At 32.2% G+C, this 18,824-nt stretch carries 14 protein-coding genes; 6 read left to right on the plus strand and 8 right to left on the minus strand.

From position 1 onward, the window contains the following. The first annotated feature begins 80 nt into the window (after nucleotides 1-80). The 3 genes from KW502_RS06295 to KW502_RS06305 are packed head-to-tail and all read left to right on the plus strand — an operon-like array spanning nucleotide 81 to nucleotide 2,951. Nucleotides 81-920 carry a 1,4-dihydroxy-2-naphthoyl-CoA synthase gene (locus KW502_RS06295; protein WP_219039688.1) on the plus strand — a complete coding sequence of 280 codons (840 nt, stop codon included), beginning with the start codon at nucleotides 81-83 and terminating at the stop codon, nucleotides 918-920. After that, nucleotides 908-1,438: a PH domain-containing protein gene (locus tag KW502_RS06300; protein ID WP_219039689.1), complete on the plus strand. Its 531-nt coding sequence runs from the start codon at nucleotides 908-910 to the stop codon at nucleotides 1,436-1,438. Before KW502_RS06295 ends, KW502_RS06300 begins: the two co-directional genes overlap by 13 nt. Then, on the plus strand, nucleotides 1,431-2,951 hold the full coding sequence (locus KW502_RS06305) for a PH domain-containing protein (RefSeq protein ID WP_219039690.1): 1,521 nt from the start codon (nucleotides 1,431-1,433) through the stop codon (nucleotides 2,949-2,951). The genes KW502_RS06300 and KW502_RS06305 overlap by 8 nt, the downstream gene beginning before the upstream one ends. 27 nt (nucleotides 2,952-2,978) lie before the next feature. On the opposite strand, the gene KW502_RS06310 is transcribed toward KW502_RS06305, so the two are convergent. From KW502_RS06310 to KW502_RS06330, 5 genes are all read right to left on the minus strand, one after another. Next, nucleotides 2,979-5,390 carry an alpha-ketoacid dehydrogenase subunit alpha/beta gene (locus tag KW502_RS06310; RefSeq protein ID WP_219039691.1) on the minus strand — a complete coding sequence of 804 codons (2,412 nt, stop codon included), beginning with the start codon at nucleotides 5,388-5,390 and terminating at the stop codon, nucleotides 2,979-2,981. 171 nt (nucleotides 5,391-5,561) lie between these two features. Beyond that, nucleotides 5,562-8,378, minus strand: a complete 2,817-nt coding sequence (locus KW502_RS06315) for a gluzincin family metallopeptidase (protein ID WP_219039692.1) — start codon at nucleotides 8,376-8,378, stop codon at nucleotides 5,562-5,564. Nucleotides 8,379-8,464: 86 nt separating this feature from the next. Continuing rightward, nucleotides 8,465-9,160: an LOG family protein gene (locus KW502_RS06320; RefSeq protein ID WP_219039693.1), complete on the minus strand. Its 696-nt coding sequence runs from the start codon at nucleotides 9,158-9,160 to the stop codon at nucleotides 8,465-8,467. Nucleotides 9,161-9,183: 23 nt separating this feature from the next. Continuing rightward, nucleotides 9,184-12,015: an excinuclease ABC subunit UvrA gene (uvrA, locus tag KW502_RS06325; protein WP_219039694.1), complete on the minus strand. Its 2,832-nt coding sequence runs from the start codon at nucleotides 12,013-12,015 to the stop codon at nucleotides 9,184-9,186. A gap of 127 nt (nucleotides 12,016-12,142) precedes the next feature. Continuing rightward, a complete protein-coding gene (locus KW502_RS06330; protein WP_219039695.1) occupies nucleotides 12,143-12,736 on the minus strand; it encodes an acyl carrier protein phosphodiesterase in 594 nt (197 codons plus the stop codon). A 95-nt stretch (nucleotides 12,737-12,831) separates the two neighbouring features. Between KW502_RS06330 and glmM the strand changes: the two genes are divergently transcribed. Further along, nucleotides 12,832-14,220, plus strand: coding sequence for a phosphoglucosamine mutase (gene glmM, locus KW502_RS06335; protein WP_219039696.1), 1,389 nt, complete (start codon nucleotides 12,832-12,834; stop codon nucleotides 14,218-14,220). 20 nt (nucleotides 14,221-14,240) lie between these two features. On the opposite strand, the gene KW502_RS06340 is transcribed toward glmM, so the two are convergent. Beyond that, nucleotides 14,241-15,143, minus strand: coding sequence for a lysophospholipid acyltransferase family protein (locus tag KW502_RS06340; RefSeq protein ID WP_219039697.1), 903 nt, complete (start codon nucleotides 15,141-15,143; stop codon nucleotides 14,241-14,243). Nucleotides 15,144-15,222: 79 nt separating this feature from the next. Further along, on the minus strand, nucleotides 15,223-16,098 hold the full coding sequence (locus tag KW502_RS06345; protein WP_219039698.1) for a lysophospholipid acyltransferase family protein: 876 nt from the start codon (nucleotides 16,096-16,098) through the stop codon (nucleotides 15,223-15,225). A 57-nt stretch (nucleotides 16,099-16,155) separates the two neighbouring features. On the opposite strand from KW502_RS06345, the gene KW502_RS06350 reads away from it, so the two are divergent. After that, nucleotides 16,156-16,803, plus strand: coding sequence for a rhomboid family intramembrane serine protease (locus tag KW502_RS06350; RefSeq protein WP_219039699.1), 648 nt, complete (start codon nucleotides 16,156-16,158; stop codon nucleotides 16,801-16,803). 51 nt (nucleotides 16,804-16,854) lie between these two features. Then, on the plus strand, nucleotides 16,855-17,544 hold the full coding sequence (locus KW502_RS06355; protein WP_219039700.1) for an SIMPL domain-containing protein: 690 nt from the start codon (nucleotides 16,855-16,857) through the stop codon (nucleotides 17,542-17,544). Between the two features lie 83 nt (nucleotides 17,545-17,627). Here the strand turns inward: KW502_RS06355 and KW502_RS06360 are convergent, their stop codons facing one another. Further along, entirely contained in the window at nucleotides 17,628-18,752 is a 1,125-nt protein-coding gene (locus tag KW502_RS06360) for a redoxin domain-containing protein (RefSeq protein ID WP_219039701.1), read from the minus strand. Between the last annotated feature and the right edge of the window lie 72 nt (nucleotides 18,753-18,824).

Genomic DNA, 18,824 nt, shown 5'->3' on the forward strand with positions numbered 1-18,824 from the left:
GTCGTGTGTAAGTATCGTTTGTATAAATTTAATAATTTTTGAATAAAAACCGTAATTTTACAGAAACAAATACTATAACTATGAGCGAAATAAAGTGGGAAACTGCTAAAGAATACGACGATATAACTTATAAGAAATCTAACGGTGTAGCTAGAATAGCATTTAATAGACCTAATGTAAGAAATGCATTTAGACCTAAAACCACTAGTGAATTGCTAGATGCTTTTCAAGATGCGCACGAAGATACATCGATAGGTGCTGTATTGCTTTCTGCTGAAGGTCCATCTACTAAAGATGGAGTTTGGTCTTTTTGTAGTGGCGGCGATCAAAAAGCAAGAGGTAAAGAAGGTTATGTAGGAGAAGATGGTTACCATCGCTTAAATATTTTAGAAGTACAGCGCTTAATTAGATTTATGCCAAAAGCAGTAATTTGCGTAGTTCCGGGGTGGGCAGTAGGCGGCGGACATAGTTTGCACGTGGTTTGCGATATGACTCTAGCAAGTAAAGAGCACGCCATATTTAAACAAACAGATGCCGATGTGACTAGTTTTGATGGAGGTTATGGATCTGCTTATTTAGCAAAAATGGTGGGACAGAAAAAAGCGCGTGAGATTTTCTTTTTAGGAAGAAATTACTCGGCCCAAGAAGCTTTCGATATGGGAATGGTAAATGCTGTAGTGCCGCATGATGAATTAGAAACAACCGCTTACCAGTGGGCCCAAGAAGTGCTAGCAAAATCTCCCATTTCTATAAAGATGCTGAAGTTTGCCATGAACTTAACCGATGATGGTATGGTAGGGCAACAAGTTTTTGCAGGAGAAGCTACTCGTTTAGCTTATATGACAGATGAAGCTAAAGAAGGTAGAAATGCGTTCTTAGAAAAGCGTCAACCAAATTTCGATAAAAAATGGATTCCATAGAGAACCAATTTTCAAATCAACAACTATTTATAAATCTACTGCCAGATTATCGCGCAGTAGATTTTGAACCTATATCAAAGAAAAAACTAACAAAAAGTGTTTATCAAATAAGCATCGGTTTAGTTATTTTTTTAGTAGGCTGGGGTATATTATTTTATTTAATTCCGTTACATTGGAGTGTTTTTCTAGGCTTAGTCGTTATTCTTTTTCTTTTTTCTTTTTCCTATTTTAATGCTTATTTACTTCAACCACGTTATGGGTATGCGTTAAGAGAAAAAGATATTATTTACCGAAGAGGATATCTGGTTAGTAAAACTACGGTGATTCCTTTTAATCGCATTCAGCATGTTTCTATATCTCGAGGAATTTTTGATAAAGCTTTAAACATTTCTACATTAAAAATTTTTACAGCAGGCGGGCAAGGAAGCGATGTGAGTATTCCTGGTTTGTTGCCAGATTTAGCCGTAAAATTAAAAGAAGCTGTGGCTCAAAAATTAAGTGTAGAAGAAGATGAATAAAGACTTTTCTAGTCCGCAAAAACAATCTAAAATAGGGATTTTAGTTATATTTTTTAGTGTTCTCTATAAGTTTACTAAAATATTTTGGGTTTTTGGAGCTTATTTGTTATTTAAAAACCTTTCTGAAAATTTAATTTTTATACTTATAGGTTTATTCACAATTTTATGTTTTGCTATAACTTTTAGTATTCTATCTTACAAAAAATTTAAATTTCATATTGATTACGATCAAAAAGAGTTTGTGCTTCAAAAAGGAGTTTTTTCTACCGAATTTATTAATATTTCTTTTGATAGAATTCAGCAAGTTTATTTTAAAAGATCAATTATACAGCGAATTATAAATGTTTATGAAGTCGCTATTGATACTGCCGGAAGTAGCGATAAAGAAGTAACCATAAAAGCACTTTCTAAAGAAAAAGCTGATGCTTTGCGTAACATATTAATGAATTTGGCTGTAGAAGAAGTTACGCAAGAAAATGAAACTGTAAATGAAGTAAAAAGCACAAAGCAAAAACAATTAGAGTGGAAGCATCGTTTAGAAGTGTTAGATTTATTAAAGTTGGGGCTTACTTCTAATTACCTTAGAGGAATATGGTTAATTTTTCTGTTTTTTGGAACGATTATGAATGAACTTAATCAGCTGAAAATAGAAAACACTTATTTAGATCGAGGTGTAGATTATTTAGATCAGAATTATACTTCTCCTAGCGCGGTAATTTTTGTTGTACTAGTAGCTTTAATATTTACTTTTTTAGTAGGTATTTTAATTTCAACTGTAGAGATTTTTATTAAATATTTTAACCTCACGCTTACACAAACCTCTTTAAGTTTAGATTTAGAAATGGGGCTGAAAACCAACACTAGAACCTCTTTAAAGCCTAGACGCGTTCAAATGTTGCGTTTAAGTACCAATCCTATACAAAAACGATTAGATTTATATGAAGCCGAAGTCTCTTTAGCTAGTAGTTCTGATGATTTTCAGAAGAAAAAAAGTAAAATTAAAATACCGGGCTTAGCTAAAGATAAACTAAAAAAGATAAAAGAGTTTTTGTATAAACGTTCGCAAGAAACTTCAACACCAATAAAACCGCATTCAATTTTATTTGTGAGAAAATTTGTACTCAGTTGTATTCCTGTTTTTTTAGCAATTATTCCTATTATTATATTTGCATGGTATAGATGGGAAATTATTTTACCTGCAGTTTCTATTTATCTACTACTTTCATTTTTTCTGAACAAGAAGTATTACCAATCTATTTCTATTGAATTTACGGAGAATTTTATTGTCAAAAAACAGGGAATTTGGAATCATGAAACCGAAATTATAGAGCTATTTAAATTGCAATCAATTACCGTAAAACAGGCGCTTTGGTTTAGAAAACGTAAACTTTATCATTTAGAATTTCATACCGCAGGAGGAGATTTATTTTTTCCGTTGGTGAGTGAGCAAGATTTAAAAAATATAAATTATAATTTCTATAAAATAGAAACATCCACGAAAGCGTGGATGTAACTAATCAATAATTGATTTCTTTTTCTATTACCTTAGATTTGGAAATTTTTCTGGATTCACTTCGTTAAAAATACTATATACTTTTTCAAATATATCTTCTGCAGAGGGTTTAGAAAAATAATCTCCATCGGTTCCGTAAGCAGGTCTGTGTTCTTTTGCAGTAAGCGTTTGTGGCTTACTATCTAAAAAGCGGTAAGCATTTTGATTTTCTAAGATCTCTTGCATAATATAAGCAGAAGCACCACCTGGAATATCTTCATCTATAACTAGTAAACGATTGGTTTTTTCTACACTTTTTACAATGTCATGATTTATATCAAAAGGTAAAAGTGACTGCACATCAATGACTTCGGCGTCAATTCCTACTTCTAGTAATTCTTTGGCTACATCTTCTACAATTCTTAAAGTAGAACCGTAAGAAACGAGCGTAATGTCATCTCCTTCTTTAACGGTTTCAACAACACCGAGAGGTGTTTTAAATTCTCCTAGATTGGTAGGTAATTTTTCTTTTAATCTATAACCATTTAAACATTCTATGATCAAAGCAGGTTCATCGCTTTCTAATAAAGTGTTGTAAAACCCAGCAGCTTTAGTCATGTTTCTAGGTACTAGAATATGAATACCTCTTAGTAAATGCACTAAACCACCCATCTGTGAACCACTATGCCAAATACCTTCTAAACGGTGACCACGGGTTCTTACAATTAGCGGTGCTTTTTGTTTTCCTTTAGTTCTGTAATGCACGGTAGCTAAATCATCGGCCATAATTTGTAGCGCATACATAATATAATCTAGGTACTGAATTTCTGCAATGGGTCTTAAACCTCGCATTGCCATCCCAATTCCTTGTCCTAAAATTGTAGCTTCTCTAATACCTGTATCTGCTATTCTTAACTCTCCGTATTTTTCTTGTAAACCTTCTAAACCTTGGTTTACATCACCAATATTTCCTGTGTCTTCTCCAAAAATTAAGGCTTCTGGATATTTAGAAAAAATTTTATCGAAGTTTTCCCTAAGAATAATTCTTCCATCTACTAGTTCAGCATCTTCATCATAAGTTGCATTAACTGCTGCTATAGATGTGGCTTTATTGTCTTGTTCGCTATGAAGGTGACTGCTGTATTCTGGTTGTGTTTCTTTCTGAAACGTATTAATCCAATTGATTAAATTGTTTTTAGCTTCAGAGTTTTCTTTGTAAATATATTTTAATGTCTTTCGAGCAATACGTAATACTTCAAATTTTTGAGGTTCTTTAATGTCTGCTAGTTCATCTACTAATGGCTGAATAAAGTTTTTATTACTACTATTGTCTGCAACTTTTTGAAGTAAATCTACAACTATATTTTTTTGTTGAATAGGCTGTTCTGTAAAGGCTTTCCATGCTGCTTTTTTACCCTCTCGAACTGTTTTTTTAGCGTCACTTTCGATTTGCTTTAGTTCATCTTCTGTGGCGATTTCATTTTCAAGCATCCATTCTCTCATTTTTACATTACAATCATTTTCTTGCTCCCACTTTAAGCGAGCTTCAGATTTGTAACGTTCGTGAGAACCAGAAGTAGAATGCCCTTGTGGTTGTGTTAATTCTACTACATGAATTAAAACTGGTATGTGTTGTTCACGAGAAATTCTTCCCGCTGTTTCGTAGGCTTCAATTAATTCAGGATAATTCCAACCTTTAACCACAATAATTTCGTAACCATTATTGTCATCATCACGTTGAAAACCTTTTAATATTTCAGATATATTTTCTTTAGTTGTTTGGTATTTAGCGGGAACAGAAATCCCGTAAGCATCATCCCAAACACTAATCACCATAGGTACTTGCATTACACCTGCGGCATTAAAGGTTTCCCAAAAAAGTCCTTCGCTGGTACTGGCGTTACCAATGGTTCCCCAAGCGACTTCATTACCTTTAGAAGAAAAATTTTCAGTATCAATTCCTTCTACATTTCTATAAATTTTAGAAGCTTGAGCAAGTCCTAATAAACGTGGCATTTGCCCTGCGGTAGGTGAGATGTCTGCGCTTGAGTTTGGTTGTTTAGTAAGGTTTTTCCAAGTGCCATCTTCATGTAAGCTGTGAGTGCCAAAATGACCTCCCATTTGGCGACCTCCAGCCATGGGTTCTTTCTTAATATCTGTATTGGCGTAGAGCCCTGAGAAAAATTGTTCTACGGTTAATAAGTCTAAAGCCAACATAAAAGTTTGGTCACGATAATAACCAGAACGAAAATCACCATTTTTAAAAGCTTTTGCCATGGCAAGTTGAGGGACTTCTTTACCATCTCCAAAAATACCAAATTTAGCTTTGCCGGTTAATACTTCGCGACGACCTAGTAAACTACATTCTCTACTTATAACAGCAGTAGTATAATCTTTTATAACTTGCTCTTTAAACTGTGTAAAAGAAATATCAGTTTTCTCTAAGACCTTATCTTGCATACTTATTTTTTTAATAGGCTACGAAGATAGCAAAAAATGATCGAAATGTCAATTCAAAAATAGAGTGGTTATTGTGGAATTATGATTAATTTCTGATTTAGATGAAATATATGTAATTTTTAGTTAATATACTGAATAATATGTAATAAAGAAGAATTAGACTTGATTTGATTAGTACCATCTTCTAGTGAATAATTTTAGTAAAGTACTGAAGTCTAAAGAGACAATGAATCTTATTCTCTGATCATAATTGTCTTGTGCCGTTTCCCAGCCTAATTTAGAGTAAACTGGTAAGAAAATCTCAAAATAATCTTGTACTAAATTTACTCGTACTCCAGAATCGTAAACAAAAGTAGCTTGTTCGCCAGTATTTTTTATCACGCCAATATCTCCATAAGCGTGAATCCAATTCCAAATGGTAAAGCTACCGTTTAATGTTGAAATAAATCGATTGGCAAATGCAGGTTGTAATTTTGACTTAAAACCGCCTTCAGCTTCAATAAATTGCTGGCTAAATAATCCAGTATTTTCACTTCTTCCGTAGTAATTATAATCAAATAAATAATCGGTAGGTCTATCTAACGCAAAACTAAAATAGTCTGAATTTTCACTATGATTAAATAAGAAAAAACCAGTAAATGATCTTAATTCTATTTGACGATTACTTAAGAATAATTTTCTCCACTTTGCATTCACAGAAATTTTGCTAAATTTTTTAGCGATTTGATAGTCTACAGTCGTTGTAAAATAATCTCTAAAATTTCTATTGCTGTAATTATACTGAATATCAACCACGCTGTAATCTGGATCTTCTGCTGTATTTATAATCGAGCGATCTCTAAATACATTTACATTTCTAACACCAATTGCTTGGCGCTCATTACTTCTTAAATAGTTATTTCTAAAATAAATATTTAGATAAGGAGTAAGTCTATGGTAATACAGATTTTCGGCATAAGCGTATCTATTTGCAGAAAGGCCATAACTTATTTGATTGAGTTGTTGATTTTGAAATTGATGACTATTTGAAAGTGCCATAGAACCAACTAGTGCTTTGCTTCTTAATCCAATTTTAGGAGCAATTTTAAAATTAAAATTTCTTCTTAAGATGGTGCTATTGTAAAATTTAGGACCAATTATAAAGCCGTCGTACAAATTATAGTCAAACTCTGGAATTAGAAATAACTGACTGTATTTTGGGTCTTCAATATCTTCAAACAATCGTAATTGAATAGGTTTATTTAATAACGTAGTTACTCGTTTATAATTATTTCGTTGATTATATTCTGGGATAATAGCTTCATAATTTAAAGCTAAACGTTCAATTTTTTCTCTAGGGATAGTAATGGTTTTTGTAGAGTCAATACCTTCTAACCAATATTTAGCCACAACTTTTTTATCTTTAATTCCATATAAAGAAATGGGCATTTTATGATGTTCTTTATTCTTAACGGTTACAGTTAAAGAATCTTTGGTTGTGCTAATACTTTTAATAGAGAAATCTATTCTTGCATTGGTATTAATATATTCGCTAAAAAACCAATCTAAATCTTTAGAAGAATTAGCTTGTAGTAATTTTTTGAAGTTTACTGAAGCTACGTTCTCATTAAATGTATGCTGCGTATAAAATTCTTTTAAGGTTTTATGTAGCGTTTCTTTATTACCTAAGTAATCGTTAATGTAGTTAAAACCTACTCCCGCTTTATAAGGATTTGCAATATTTTTATTGAATTTTATGAGTGAATCTTGACTCATTTCAAGTGGCTGATCTAAGTTAAGTCTAGCCATATTTATTGCAAAATAAGGGTAACGATCGTTAAATTTTAAATCTGAAGCATGAAACCATCTAATCCCAATAACTTCTGCAAATTCTCCTAATAATTTGGTGTCTGGGTAATAACTTTCAACATAATCCATCATTAAATAAATAAGAATGGCATCTTTTAACCAAGCTTCAGTTCTAGGATTAAGTAAAATACTATTATCGAGATAATCTTTGGTGATGGTTTTAAATAATTTTAAATCGTATTGAAAGCCGTTAGGAAATGGGCTAATAAAAGAAGGAAGTTGATTAAGACCGTAAATAGGGTTTTTAAGGTAATCTTCTTCTGTAACCATTAAGTTTTCTAACGGATAATCACCTAAATTTTTACTTAAAAAGTTTACAATGCGATTAGTAGTTAACTTTTCTAAATCATCATTTACATCATTATCTTTAATATTGGTAATAATATTGAGCTTATCGGTTTTTAAAGTATCAAATTCATTTAGGGTAGCTAAATAAATTCTCTGATCAATATAATTTTTACCTGAAAGTTTTGAAGTAATTAACGAGTCTTCTAAAACATTCTTTTTAAGCGGTAAAGCAGAAGTAAGCTGAAATTGTTTAGGGTAAGTAATTTCTACATCACTATTAAATAAAGGGATAAATTGATCGTTTAAATTTTTATTGCTGAAAAATTCCCAACCTTTATTTCCGTATTTAGCAGGAAGAATATTCCAATAACGAAGCTTATAATAATCACTTCCATAACCATAGCGTGTAAACTTATCAATTGGTATTTTTATTTGATAATTTAATTGAAGCGGATAAGATTCTCCAGGTAAAATTTCTTTTTCTAACCTTACACGTATAATGTCTGGAGCTCCATCAGGTCTATTAAAAGCTAATGGCTTTTCTTGAGAAGATATATTTAGAATGATGGTTTTACCACGTTCTTGCTCTGGAGCATAGTGAAATCTTCTCGAAAATTCTTGTGCAAATCGCTCGGCTAGTGGTGTATTTTTACTACTAAAACTATTAGCCCAGTCTAATAAATAAAGTTCGTGTAATGTATCTTTACTTTTGTTGAAATATAAAATTTCTTGCTCAATAGCGATTACGTTAGTTTTAGCATCAAGCTTAGCTTTAATACTTACACTGGTTTGTGCAAGAATTAGTAGTGGACTAAAAACCGTTAGTAATAAAAGAAACTTTTTTCTTATCAACTTACGTTTAAGGAATTAAAATGAATTCAACATTAAAACGTCGACTCGTTTATACAAACGAGTCGACTACAAAAATGGTATATTTTTTAAAAATTAGGACTTAGATTGTATTGGTTGTAGAAGTTATTTAAAATATCAATCACTTCTTCTGCGGTATCTACTACCTGAACTAAATCTACATCTACAGCACTTATATTCTGAAAACTGTCTAAAAGCGTAGTTTTCACCCAATCTAATAAACCGTCCCAAAATTCGTGTCCTACTAAAATAATAGGAAACTTATCTATTTTATGCGTTTGTATTAAGGTTATGGCTTCAAATAATTCATCTAAAGTTCCAAAACCTCCTGGCATAACTACAAAACCTTGTGAGTATTTCACAAACATTACTTTTCTTACAAAGAAATAATCAAAGTCTAAACTTTTATCTTTATCAATATAAGGATTATCATGCTGTTCAAAAGGCAAATCTATGTTTAAACCAACTGAAGTTCCGCCAGCTAAATGGGCACCTTTGTTACCTGCTTCCATAATACCAGGACCTCCGCCGGTAATTACTCCGTAGCCATGTTCTACAATTTTCTCAGCAACCTCTGTCGCTAATTTGTAATATTTATTTTCTGGGTTTGTTCTGGCAGAACCAAAAATAGAAACGCAAGGTCCAATAGCACTCATGCGTTCATAACCATGTACAAATTCGCTCATGATTTTAAATAACGCCCAGCTATCGTTAATTTTTATTTCGTTCCAACTTTTATGACTTGTATTTCTTAAAGTGCTCATGTATTTAATAATTTTAAGGTTGGCTAATTTAGTTCTTTTCTTAAAAACTTAGCCGTATAACTTTTTTTGTGTTTTGCTACTTCTTCAGGTGTTCCTTTAGTAATTACTTTTCCTCCGTTTTTACCGCCCTCGTAACCAATATCAATAATATAATCTGCTAATTTAATAACGTCTAAATTATGTTCGATAATTAAAACGGTATTTCCTTTATCTGTCAATTTATTCAATACTTCCATGAGTACTCGAATATCTTCAAAATGAAGTCCAGTGGTAGGTTCATCTAAAATATAAAACGTGTTTCCAGTATCTCGTTTAGAAAGTTCTGTTGCCAATTTTATACGTTGCGCTTCACCACCAGAAAGGGTTGTACTTTGTTGGCCTAAGGTAATATAACCTAAACCAACATCTTGAATGGTTTTTAACTTACGATAAATTTTAGGGATGGGTTCAAAAAACTCAGTCGCTTCATCTATCGTCATTTCCAACACATCACTAATCGATTTGCCTTTGTAACGAATTTCTAAAGTTTCTCTATTAAAGCGTTTTCCTTGGCAGGTTTCACATTCTACATAAACATCGGGTAAAAAGTTCATTTCAATAACTCGAAGTCCGCCACCTTTACAAGTTTCACATCTTCCGCCCTTCACATTAAAACTGAATCTTCCTGGTTTATAGCCTCTAATTTGAGCTTCGGGAGTTTTTGTGAATAAACTTCTAATTTCAGAAAAAACACCTGTGTATGTTGCAGGGTTAGAACGTGGTGTTCTCCCGATTGGTGATTGGTTAATATCGATTACCTTATCACAATTATCTAAACCTTTAATGCTTTTATAAGGCATAGGTTCTTTTACGCCATTAAAATAATGAGCGTTCATAATCGGGTAGAGGGTCTCGTTGATTAAAGTAGACTTACCACTACCAGAAACTCCTGTCACCAAAATCATTTGCCCTAACGGAAGTTTTATCGAAACATTTTTTAGGTTATTTCCTGTTGCTCCTTTTAATTCAATCGATTTTCCGTTGCCTTTTCTTCTTTCTTTTGGGACTTTAATTTCTTTATTTCCGTTTAAATAAGAAGCCGTAAGCGTATCGTGTTTTTTAATTTCGTCTGGAGTACCTTGGCTTATAATTTCCCCGCCGTGTTTTCCTGCAAACGGACCAATATCGATCACATGATCTGCACGCTCAATCATATCTTTATCATGTTCAACCACAATAACTGAATTGCCTACATCTCGTAAAGATACTAATGAATTGATTAGTTTTTCGTTATCACGTTGGTGCAAACCAATACTCGGCTCATCTAAAATATAAAGTACACCCACTAATTGAGAACCAATTTGCGTAGCTAAACGAATACGCTGCGCTTCACCACCAGATAATGATTTAGAACCGCGATTGAGCGATAAATAAGTTAATCCTACATCGACCAAAAACTGTAATCTGGTAGAAATTTCTTTCACGATTTCTTCAGCAATTTTCCATTGGTTTTTACTGAGTTTCTTCGGAAGGTTATCAAACCACTCGCTAAGTTCTAGAATATCTTTTCCAGCTAATTCAGCAATATTTTGGTCATTCACTTTAAAGTAAAGCGACTCTTTTTGTAATCTGCTACCGTTACACTTTGGGCATTCTACCTTATCCATATACGCTTTCGCCCAACGTTTTAAAGAGGAAGAATCGTTATTGTTATAAGTGCTTTCGATAAAAGTAGCTACACCTTCAAAATCTATTTTATAAGAACGTGTAACTCCTAAATCTTTAGATTGAATGTTGAATTTTTCCTTTCCGCCGTGAAGAATCATTTCTAAAGCTTCTTTCGGAATATTTTTTATGGGGTCTGAAAGCTTAAAATCGAAACGCTGTGCAATTAATTCTAATTGCTTAAATGCCCAGTTTTTCTTCTGTGGACCGTGAGGGTCTAAACCTCCGTTTTTGATAGATTTTGAATCGTCTGGAATTATTTTTTGAAGGTTAACTTCATATAAAGCGCCAATTCCGTTACACTTAGGGCAAGCGCCTTTAGGTGAATTAAAAGAGAAATTATTGGGTTCTGGATTTGGGTATGAAATTCCGCTTGTAGGGCACATTAAATTTCTACTGAAATACCTAATTTCATCAGAATCTTGATCAAGAATCATTAACACATTATCACCTTGATTCATCGCAGTATTAATGCTTTGCGATAAGCGTTTGTCTAGTTTCTCATCGTCGCCAATCTTCATACGATCGATCACAATTTCGATATCGTGTGTTTTGTAACGATCGAGTTTCATTCCTTTTTCAATGTCTTGCACTTTGCCATCGGTTCTTACTTTTAAGAAACCTTGTTTGGCAATTTGCTCGAACAACTCACGATAATGACCTTTTCTAGAGCGAATAACAGGTGAGAGAATATTAATTCGTTTGCCGTTAAACTCTTTTTTGATAAGGCTTTTAATCTGCTCATCGCTATAACTTACCATTTTTTCTCCAGTCTTGTAACTATACGCATCGCTGGCGCGAGCATAAAGTAAACGGAGAAAATCGTAAATCTCGGTAATTGTCCCTACAGTACTCCGCGGACTTTTACTCGTGGTTTTCTGTTCTATAGCGATTACGGGAGAAAGCCCATCTATTTTATCTACATCGGGTCGTTCTAAGCCACCTAAAAACTGTCTCGCATAAGCTGAAAAAGTTTCAATATAGCGTCGTTGCCCTTCTGCATAAATGGTATCAAAAGCCAAAGAAGATTTTCCCGAACCTGAAAGACCAGTAATTACTACTAATTTTTCTCTGGGAATGATAACATCTATATTTTTAAGGTTGTGCACTCGTGCACCCTGTACTTCTATGTTTTCGTCGAAATTTGCCATAATTTTCTGCAAGATTGCGAAGTTACTCAAAGTCTTCAAATTAAGAAAGAACCTCTCTTAAAGCTTTGGTAAAATTAGTGATGTGGTTTTTTAGATAGATAATGAATTATAACCAAGTCTTACTTAATTATCCCCTAAGCTCATTTCTTTTATCTTCAGTGAAAGCTTTCAATTCAATAAAGAAAGCAGTGAATTCTTGTTCGAATTCGGAGTAAAATTTATTTAATTCTTCAACAGCGTCTTGAAGTTGAATTTTTCTTTTAATGCGCATACTCATTTGCGATAAAATCTTCTCAATACCATCAACTTTAGCATAACTCAATAACCAATTGTCGCTCACCATATACGGATAGAAATTTTGAACTCGTTTAGGGAGTAATTCAAAATTATACTTCAGCATCAAATAAAAATCGTCTACATAACTAGAAAGACGTTTTTCATGATAATTTTCCCAGTTTTTTGCTAGAAAATGGTCATATAAAATATCTACAATAACTGCAGAATAATGTCTATATCTTTTAAATAAACGATGTTTACTCTCAAAAACAATAGGATGAGTATCTGTAAATGTATCTATTTCTCGATGTAAAATAATTCCGTTTTGAATTTCTTTTGGATATTTTTTATAAGCTTTCCCTTTAATAGAATCGGCTACAAAATTTCCAATTTTTAAAAGGTTGTCATCATCTCCAGAAAGATAGATATGGGCAAGGTAATTCATAACTTCTAAATTACGGTTAAAAATAACTTCATACAAGGTTTTTGTAACCCATTTGAATACGTGTATCTTTGTTTCACTAATAAAAGAAAATGCTTATGACACTTATAAAATCAATTTCAGGAATTCGAGGCACCATTGGTGGGCAAGTAGGCGAAAATCTTACTCCTATAGATGCGGTTAAATTTGCTGCAGCTTATGGTACTTGGATCAAAGATCAATTAGATAAAGATGAATATCGAGTAGTGGTGGGGCGCGATGCTAGAATTTCTGGAGAAATGATGCAGCAATTGGTAATGAATACCTTAGTAGGTTTAGGGATTCATGTAATAGATTTAGGGCTTTCAACCACTCCAACGGTAGAAATGGCTGTGCCTATGGAACATGCAGATGGCGGAATTATATTAACAGCTAGCCATAATCCAAAACAATGGAATGCTCTAAAACTTCTTGATGAGAAAGGAGAATTTTTAAATGGAGAAGAAGGTGCTAAAATTTTAGAAATGGCAGAAAGTGACACCCTTACTTTTGCCGAGGTAGATGATTTAGGTGAAATTTCTGTGAATGATGCTTATATCGATTTACATATAGACGAAATCTTAGATTCTAAATGGGTAGATGTAGAAGCTATTAAAGCTGCCAACTTTAAAGTAGTGGTTGATGCAGTAAATTCTACTGGCGGTATTGCAATACCACGCTTGTTAGAAGAATTAGGCGTTGAGGTGGTGAAATTATATTGTGAGCCTAATGGTGAATTTCCTCACAACCCAGAACCTTTAAAAGAACATTTAGGTGATATTTGTGAGCTTGTAGTCAAAGAAAAAGCAGATTTTGGTATTGTGGTAGATCCCGACGTAGATCGTCTAGCTTTTATCGACGAAAAAGGAAATATGTTTGGTGAAGAATACACTTTAGTAGCGGTAGCCGATTATATTTTAGGAAAAGAAAAAGGAAACACCGTAAGCAACCTTTCTTCTTCTCGTGCTTTGCGAGACATTACAGAAAAACACGGTGGTACTTATCAAGCCAGTGCAGTAGGAGAGGTGAATGTAGTAACATTAATGAAAGAAACAAAAGCAGTTATTGGTGGTGAAGGGAACGGCGGAATTATTTTTCCTGAATTTCACTACGGAAGAGATAGCTTAGTAGGATCTGCATTATTCTTAACCCATTTAGCAGAAAAGAAAATTACGGTTTCTCAACTTCTTGAAGAATATCCTGCTTATTTTATGAGTAAGAATAAAATTCAGTTAACTCCAGAATTAGATGTAGATGCTATTTTAGTTGAAATGGAAAAGAAATATGCTGCGGAAGAAGTTTCGACTGTAGATGGTGTGAAAATAGATTTTTCTGAAAACTGGGTTCATTTAAGAAAATCTAACACAGAACCAATTATCAGAATTTATACCGAAGCAAAATCACAACAAGAAGCCGATAGCTTAGCAGAGAAAATAATGGAAGAAATTAAAACCATCGCAGGTCTTTAATTTTTGATTTAAAAAGTAAATTATGAAGAAGCTTGTGGGGTTACACAAGCTTCTTTTTTATGTTTCCAGCGCTTGTGAGTCCATAAATAATATTCTGGCTGCTCTCTAATTTGTTCTTCTAAAAGATGAAAGAATTTTTGTGTAAGTTCAGCATCTTTAGACTCTTTAGCTGTGGTGGTTAATGGTATTAATTTAGCACTATAATAACCTCGCTTCACCTTTCTAATTTGAAGGTACAAAATACCAAAACCTAATTTTTTTGCCATCGCTTCAGAACCATTAAAAGCAGCGGTTTCTCTTCCCATAAAATCTACCCAATATGCACTTTTTGAGCGTTTAGGAGATTGGTCTGAAATCATATAATAACTGGCTTTTTGGTTATTTACTTTATTTCTTACCATAGTAGGGATTACTTCTTTACTATTAATAAGGGTGGTGCCTAAATTGGCTCGTATATCTTTTATAAGCTTATCAAAATATTGATTTCTTATTTTTTTATAAACAGCATAAGCTTTATTGTGGGTGTCGTAAAAATTTATAGCAGTAGCCCATTCATAACTTGCATAATGACCACACATTACGATAGTGCCATTGCATTGTTTTTCAAAATTAACCAACTCTTCTATATTTTCATAAATAAAACGTTTTTTGAGTTGTTTATTGGAAATTGAAAGTGTTTTAATCATCTCTAAAAACATATCACACATATGCTGATAGAATTTTTTTTCTATCTGTTTTAATTCTGAAAAACTTTTTTCTGGAAATGATTTTTGAAGGTTATCTCTAACCACCTTCTTTCTATAGCCAACGATATAGTAAACAATTAAGAAACAGAAATCTGAAACTTTATAAAAGATAGAAAATGGTAGTTTAGAAACTAACCATAAAACAGGATAAACAAGATAAAAGACAGCTTTTTTCATAAAATTTGATGGTTAGCTGTCAAATATAGATTTTTATTAAAAAAAAGTTAATGAAATTCAAATATTTATAAAGCAATACTTAATTTTTAGCATGTTTCCAACGTTTGTGAGACCACAAATAATATTGAGGTTCCTCTCGTATTTGTTCTTCTAAAAGCTTAAAATATTCTTCAGTAATTTTAAAATCCTCAAATTGTTTAGGGTGATCTGCCAGTTGAATAAACTCTGCGGTATAATGTCCGCGTTTTACTTTTTCAATATGCAAATAGCTAATCGCTAAATCTAAGCGTTTCGCTAATACTTCACTTCCTATAAATGCAGGAACTTCTTTATCAAAAAAAGTAATAAAATGAGAAGATTTACCCTTTTTGGGTGCTTGGTCTGCAATCATTCCATAACTAGATAAAATACCACTTTTTTTATTCCTTAAAATTCGTTTAGGTACTTCATTAGTAACAAGCATAGTTGTGTGATGCTTGCTTCTTATCTTTTTGACTAAATTATCAAAATAATCATTTTTAATTTTTTTGTAGACACCATATCCTTCATAAGTTAATCCATAAAAGTGTAAAGCATTTACCCATTCATAGCTAGCATAGTGACCTAACAGTATAATATGACTTTTATTCAAAGATTGAAGGCGTTGTAGCTCTTCAGGATTTTTAACCAAAAAACGTTTCTTTAATTCTTTATCTGAAATGCTCATCGACTTTACCATTTCTAAAAACATATCGCAAAAGTGATGATAAAATTTTTTCTTAATAAGATAAATTTCTTTTTTAGACTTTTCAGGGAAAGCTAATTGTAGATTATTGGTAACAACTTTTTTTCTATAGCTAATAATGTAGTAAACAAAAAAGTAAACAATATCAGAAAATAGATAGAATATTCGGAATGGTAAAATAGAAATTAACCACAAAAAGGGGTAAACCGCAATGAATCCCAATCTTTGCATCAAAACGAAAAATTTTTACAAAGATATGGTATATTTGAATGTTTACAAACTTAAGTTATGGGAGATTTAGAATTAGTTACATTCATTGTTATAGGTATAAATGCTTTAGTTTCTGTAAAAGGATTTAATGATATTTCTTTCTTTAATAAATATAAGTTTAATGTTGGAGCCATTAAATTAGGTGAACAATTAAGAGTGTTTACTTCTGGATTTTTACATGTAGACATGACCCATCTATTTGTGAATATGCTTACGTTGTATTTTTTTGCTGGAGTAGTGATAAATCATACGGGCGTAGCTAATTTTTTCGCAATTTATTTAGGAAGTCTTATTTTAGGTAATTTGTTTTCTTTATATTTTCATAAAGATGAAAACCAATACACCGCTGTAGGTGCAAGTGGTGCTGTGATGGGAGTTTTGTATGCTACCATTTTATTAGAACCAGGAATGACACTTGGTTTATTTTTTATTATTCCTATTCCTGCTTATATGTTTGGTATTGGTTACTTGCTTTATACTATTTATGGTATGAAAAATAGAATAGGTAACATTGGCCATGATGCTCATTTTGGAGGTGCTATGGGAGGTTATTTTATTACATTAATTTTAGAATCTTGGGTGTTTACAGAACATTTACTCATGGTAGTTTTGCTTTTTATACCTCTTCTAGTTTTATTTATTTTACAAAAAACAGGAAAATTATAATTTTTGGTACTCTTATTGTTTTCTACTTATCAACTTTAAAAAAAACTAATTATGAAAAAACTAATTTTAGCTTGCACTTTATTATTTACTATGATTGCTGTTGCGCAAGAGCAATCTACAGGAATTTCTGTAAACGGTGAAGGAACGGTAAAGGTAATACCAGATGAGGTGCTTATTCAAGTAAATGTAAACCAAGAAGCAAAAACTGCAAAAGAAGTAAAGGCAAATACAGACCAAGTTATAGATGCGGTTTTAAAATATTTGGCAAATCAAAAAATTAAAGAAAAACACATACAAACCGAATACATTAGGTTAAGTAAAACTTATAAGTACGATAATAAAACTTATGTTTTTACCGCCAATCAAAGTGTATCTATATTATTAACAGATATTTCTAAATATGATGAAATAACACAAGGCTTATTAGAACTTGGTATAAATGGAATAAATAGTGTAAACTTTCAATCTTCAGAAATAGAGAAATACGAAGCTGAAGCACGTTTAAAAGCTATTGCAAATGCAAAAGAAAAAGCAGAAGAATATGCTGAAGCTTTGGTAATTAAAGTAGGGGTACCAACTTTAATTAGTGAAAATTCATCATCTAATTATTCACCTACTCCGGTTTATAGAGCTATGGAAATGAAGCAGTCAAATACTTCATCTTCTAATCAGCAAACATTGGCTGTAGGAGAAATGGAAATTAAAGCTCAAGTTCACGTAAATTTTTCAATCATTCATTAAAAAATTGAAATTAGTATTTAATAAAAAAATCCCGCTCTTAATTAAAGCGGGATTTTTTATGTGTGTGTATTTTAAGATATAGCTTAATCTAACATTTCTGCAACTTTAGCTTTTAATTCTTCACCTCTTAAATCTTTAGCTACAATCACACCATTTTCATCTAAGATAAATGTTGCAGGTATAGATCTAATATTGTATAGTTTAGCAATTGGTCCTTGCCAATATTTTAAGTTAGAAACGTGTTGCCAGGTTAAACCATCGTCTTTAATAGCTTTAAGCCATTTGTCTTTTTGTCCATCTTTATCTAACGAAACTCCTAAAATATTCAACCCTTTTTCGTGGTATTCATTATATAATTTTACAACGTTTGGATTTTCCATTCTACAAGGTTTACACCAAGAAGCCCAAAAATCTATAATTGTTACTTTACCTAAGGCATCTTTTAATGCTAATGTTTCTCCTTCTGGAGTTGGTGCAGAAAAATCTGGAGCTTTACTTCCTACTGAAGTAGCACTAGCTTGCTCTAATGTTTTGTTTACAGAAGCTCCAATTTCTGAATTTTGTACTTCTTCAGCTAAATTGTTAAAAATCTCTTTTGCTTCGTTAGTAGCTATAGATTTTGAATTAAGCATATCTGAAAGAATAAGAATAGAAACTAAAGAGTTTGGATTATTTTTCATAATCTCTTCTCTTTTCTTATCATCTTGTTCTTGAAATTCTTGTTGTTTTGCTCTAATTTGCGCAATAAGTTCAGGATTTTGCATCATATCTGGATTCTCTTCCTGAAAAGATTTCACCATAGCATTCATCTCTTTACCAGATTCTTTTAACTGCTCGATATAGTTATTAAATAATTCGTTCTCTTTTCCTCCTTCAATTTTAGAACTTCTTAAGCTATCTTTATAAATAGTTGCTGTTAAAGGTTGGTTTTCATTAATAAAAACTACATTACCTCTTACATCTTTAAAAGTGATAATGTTTAAAGTTTGAAAGTCTACCGCTGGTAAATCTATTTCAAAATCGCCTTCTTTTACCGTTGTAGTGTCTATAGGCACTGGTCTTCCTTCTCCTCCTAATCTAGCTAAATAAACTTCTGTACCATTTTCTAAATTGCTAACAGAAGCCTTTAAAGTGGCTTTTTCGTTTTTTCCTTCATTTTGACATGATATTGCTAACGCTGCCAAAACTATTAATAATACTTTTTTCATTATTTCGATTTGATTTAGCTACAAAAATAGGTAACCACATTTAAAGCAACAAATTTCTAAAGTATTGTTAAT

The organism is Mesonia aestuariivivens (assembly GCF_019311235.1).
Lineage (GTDB): Bacteria > Bacteroidota > Bacteroidia > Flavobacteriales > Flavobacteriaceae > Mesonia > Mesonia aestuariivivens.

What these genes read in the sequence shown, in the direction of transcription:
- KW502_RS06295 (WP_219039688.1), top strand. Translation starts at nt 81, where the DNA reads ATGAGCGAAATAAAGTGGGAAACTGCTAAAGAATACGACGATATAACT.
- KW502_RS06300 (WP_219039689.1), top strand. Translation starts at nt 908, where the DNA reads ATGGATTCCATAGAGAACCAATTTTCAAATCAACAACTATTTATAAAT.
- KW502_RS06305 (WP_219039690.1), top strand. Translation starts at nt 1,431, where the DNA reads ATGAATAAAGACTTTTCTAGTCCGCAAAAACAATCTAAAATAGGGATT.
- KW502_RS06310 (WP_219039691.1), bottom strand. Translation starts at nt 5,390, where the DNA reads ATGCAAGATAAGGTCTTAGAGAAAACTGATATTTCTTTTACACAGTTT.
- KW502_RS06320 (WP_219039693.1), bottom strand. Translation starts at nt 9,160, where the DNA reads ATGAGCACTTTAAGAAATACAAGTCATAAAAGTTGGAACGAAATAAAA.
- uvrA (WP_219039694.1), bottom strand. Translation starts at nt 12,015, where the DNA reads ATGGCAAATTTCGACGAAAACATAGAAGTACAGGGTGCACGAGTGCAC.
- KW502_RS06330 (WP_219039695.1), bottom strand. Translation starts at nt 12,736, where the DNA reads ATGAATTACCTTGCCCATATCTATCTTTCTGGAGATGATGACAACCTT.
- glmM (WP_219039696.1), top strand. Translation starts at nt 12,832, where the DNA reads ATGACACTTATAAAATCAATTTCAGGAATTCGAGGCACCATTGGTGGG.
- KW502_RS06340 (WP_219039697.1), bottom strand. Translation starts at nt 15,143, where the DNA reads ATGAAAAAAGCTGTCTTTTATCTTGTTTATCCTGTTTTATGGTTAGTT.
- KW502_RS06345 (WP_219039698.1), bottom strand. Translation starts at nt 16,098, where the DNA reads ATGCAAAGATTGGGATTCATTGCGGTTTACCCCTTTTTGTGGTTAATT.
- KW502_RS06350 (WP_219039699.1), top strand. Translation starts at nt 16,156, where the DNA reads ATGGGAGATTTAGAATTAGTTACATTCATTGTTATAGGTATAAATGCT.
- KW502_RS06355 (WP_219039700.1), top strand. Translation starts at nt 16,855, where the DNA reads ATGAAAAAACTAATTTTAGCTTGCACTTTATTATTTACTATGATTGCT.
- KW502_RS06360 (WP_219039701.1), bottom strand. Translation starts at nt 18,752, where the DNA reads ATGAAAAAAGTATTATTAATAGTTTTGGCAGCGTTAGCAATATCATGT.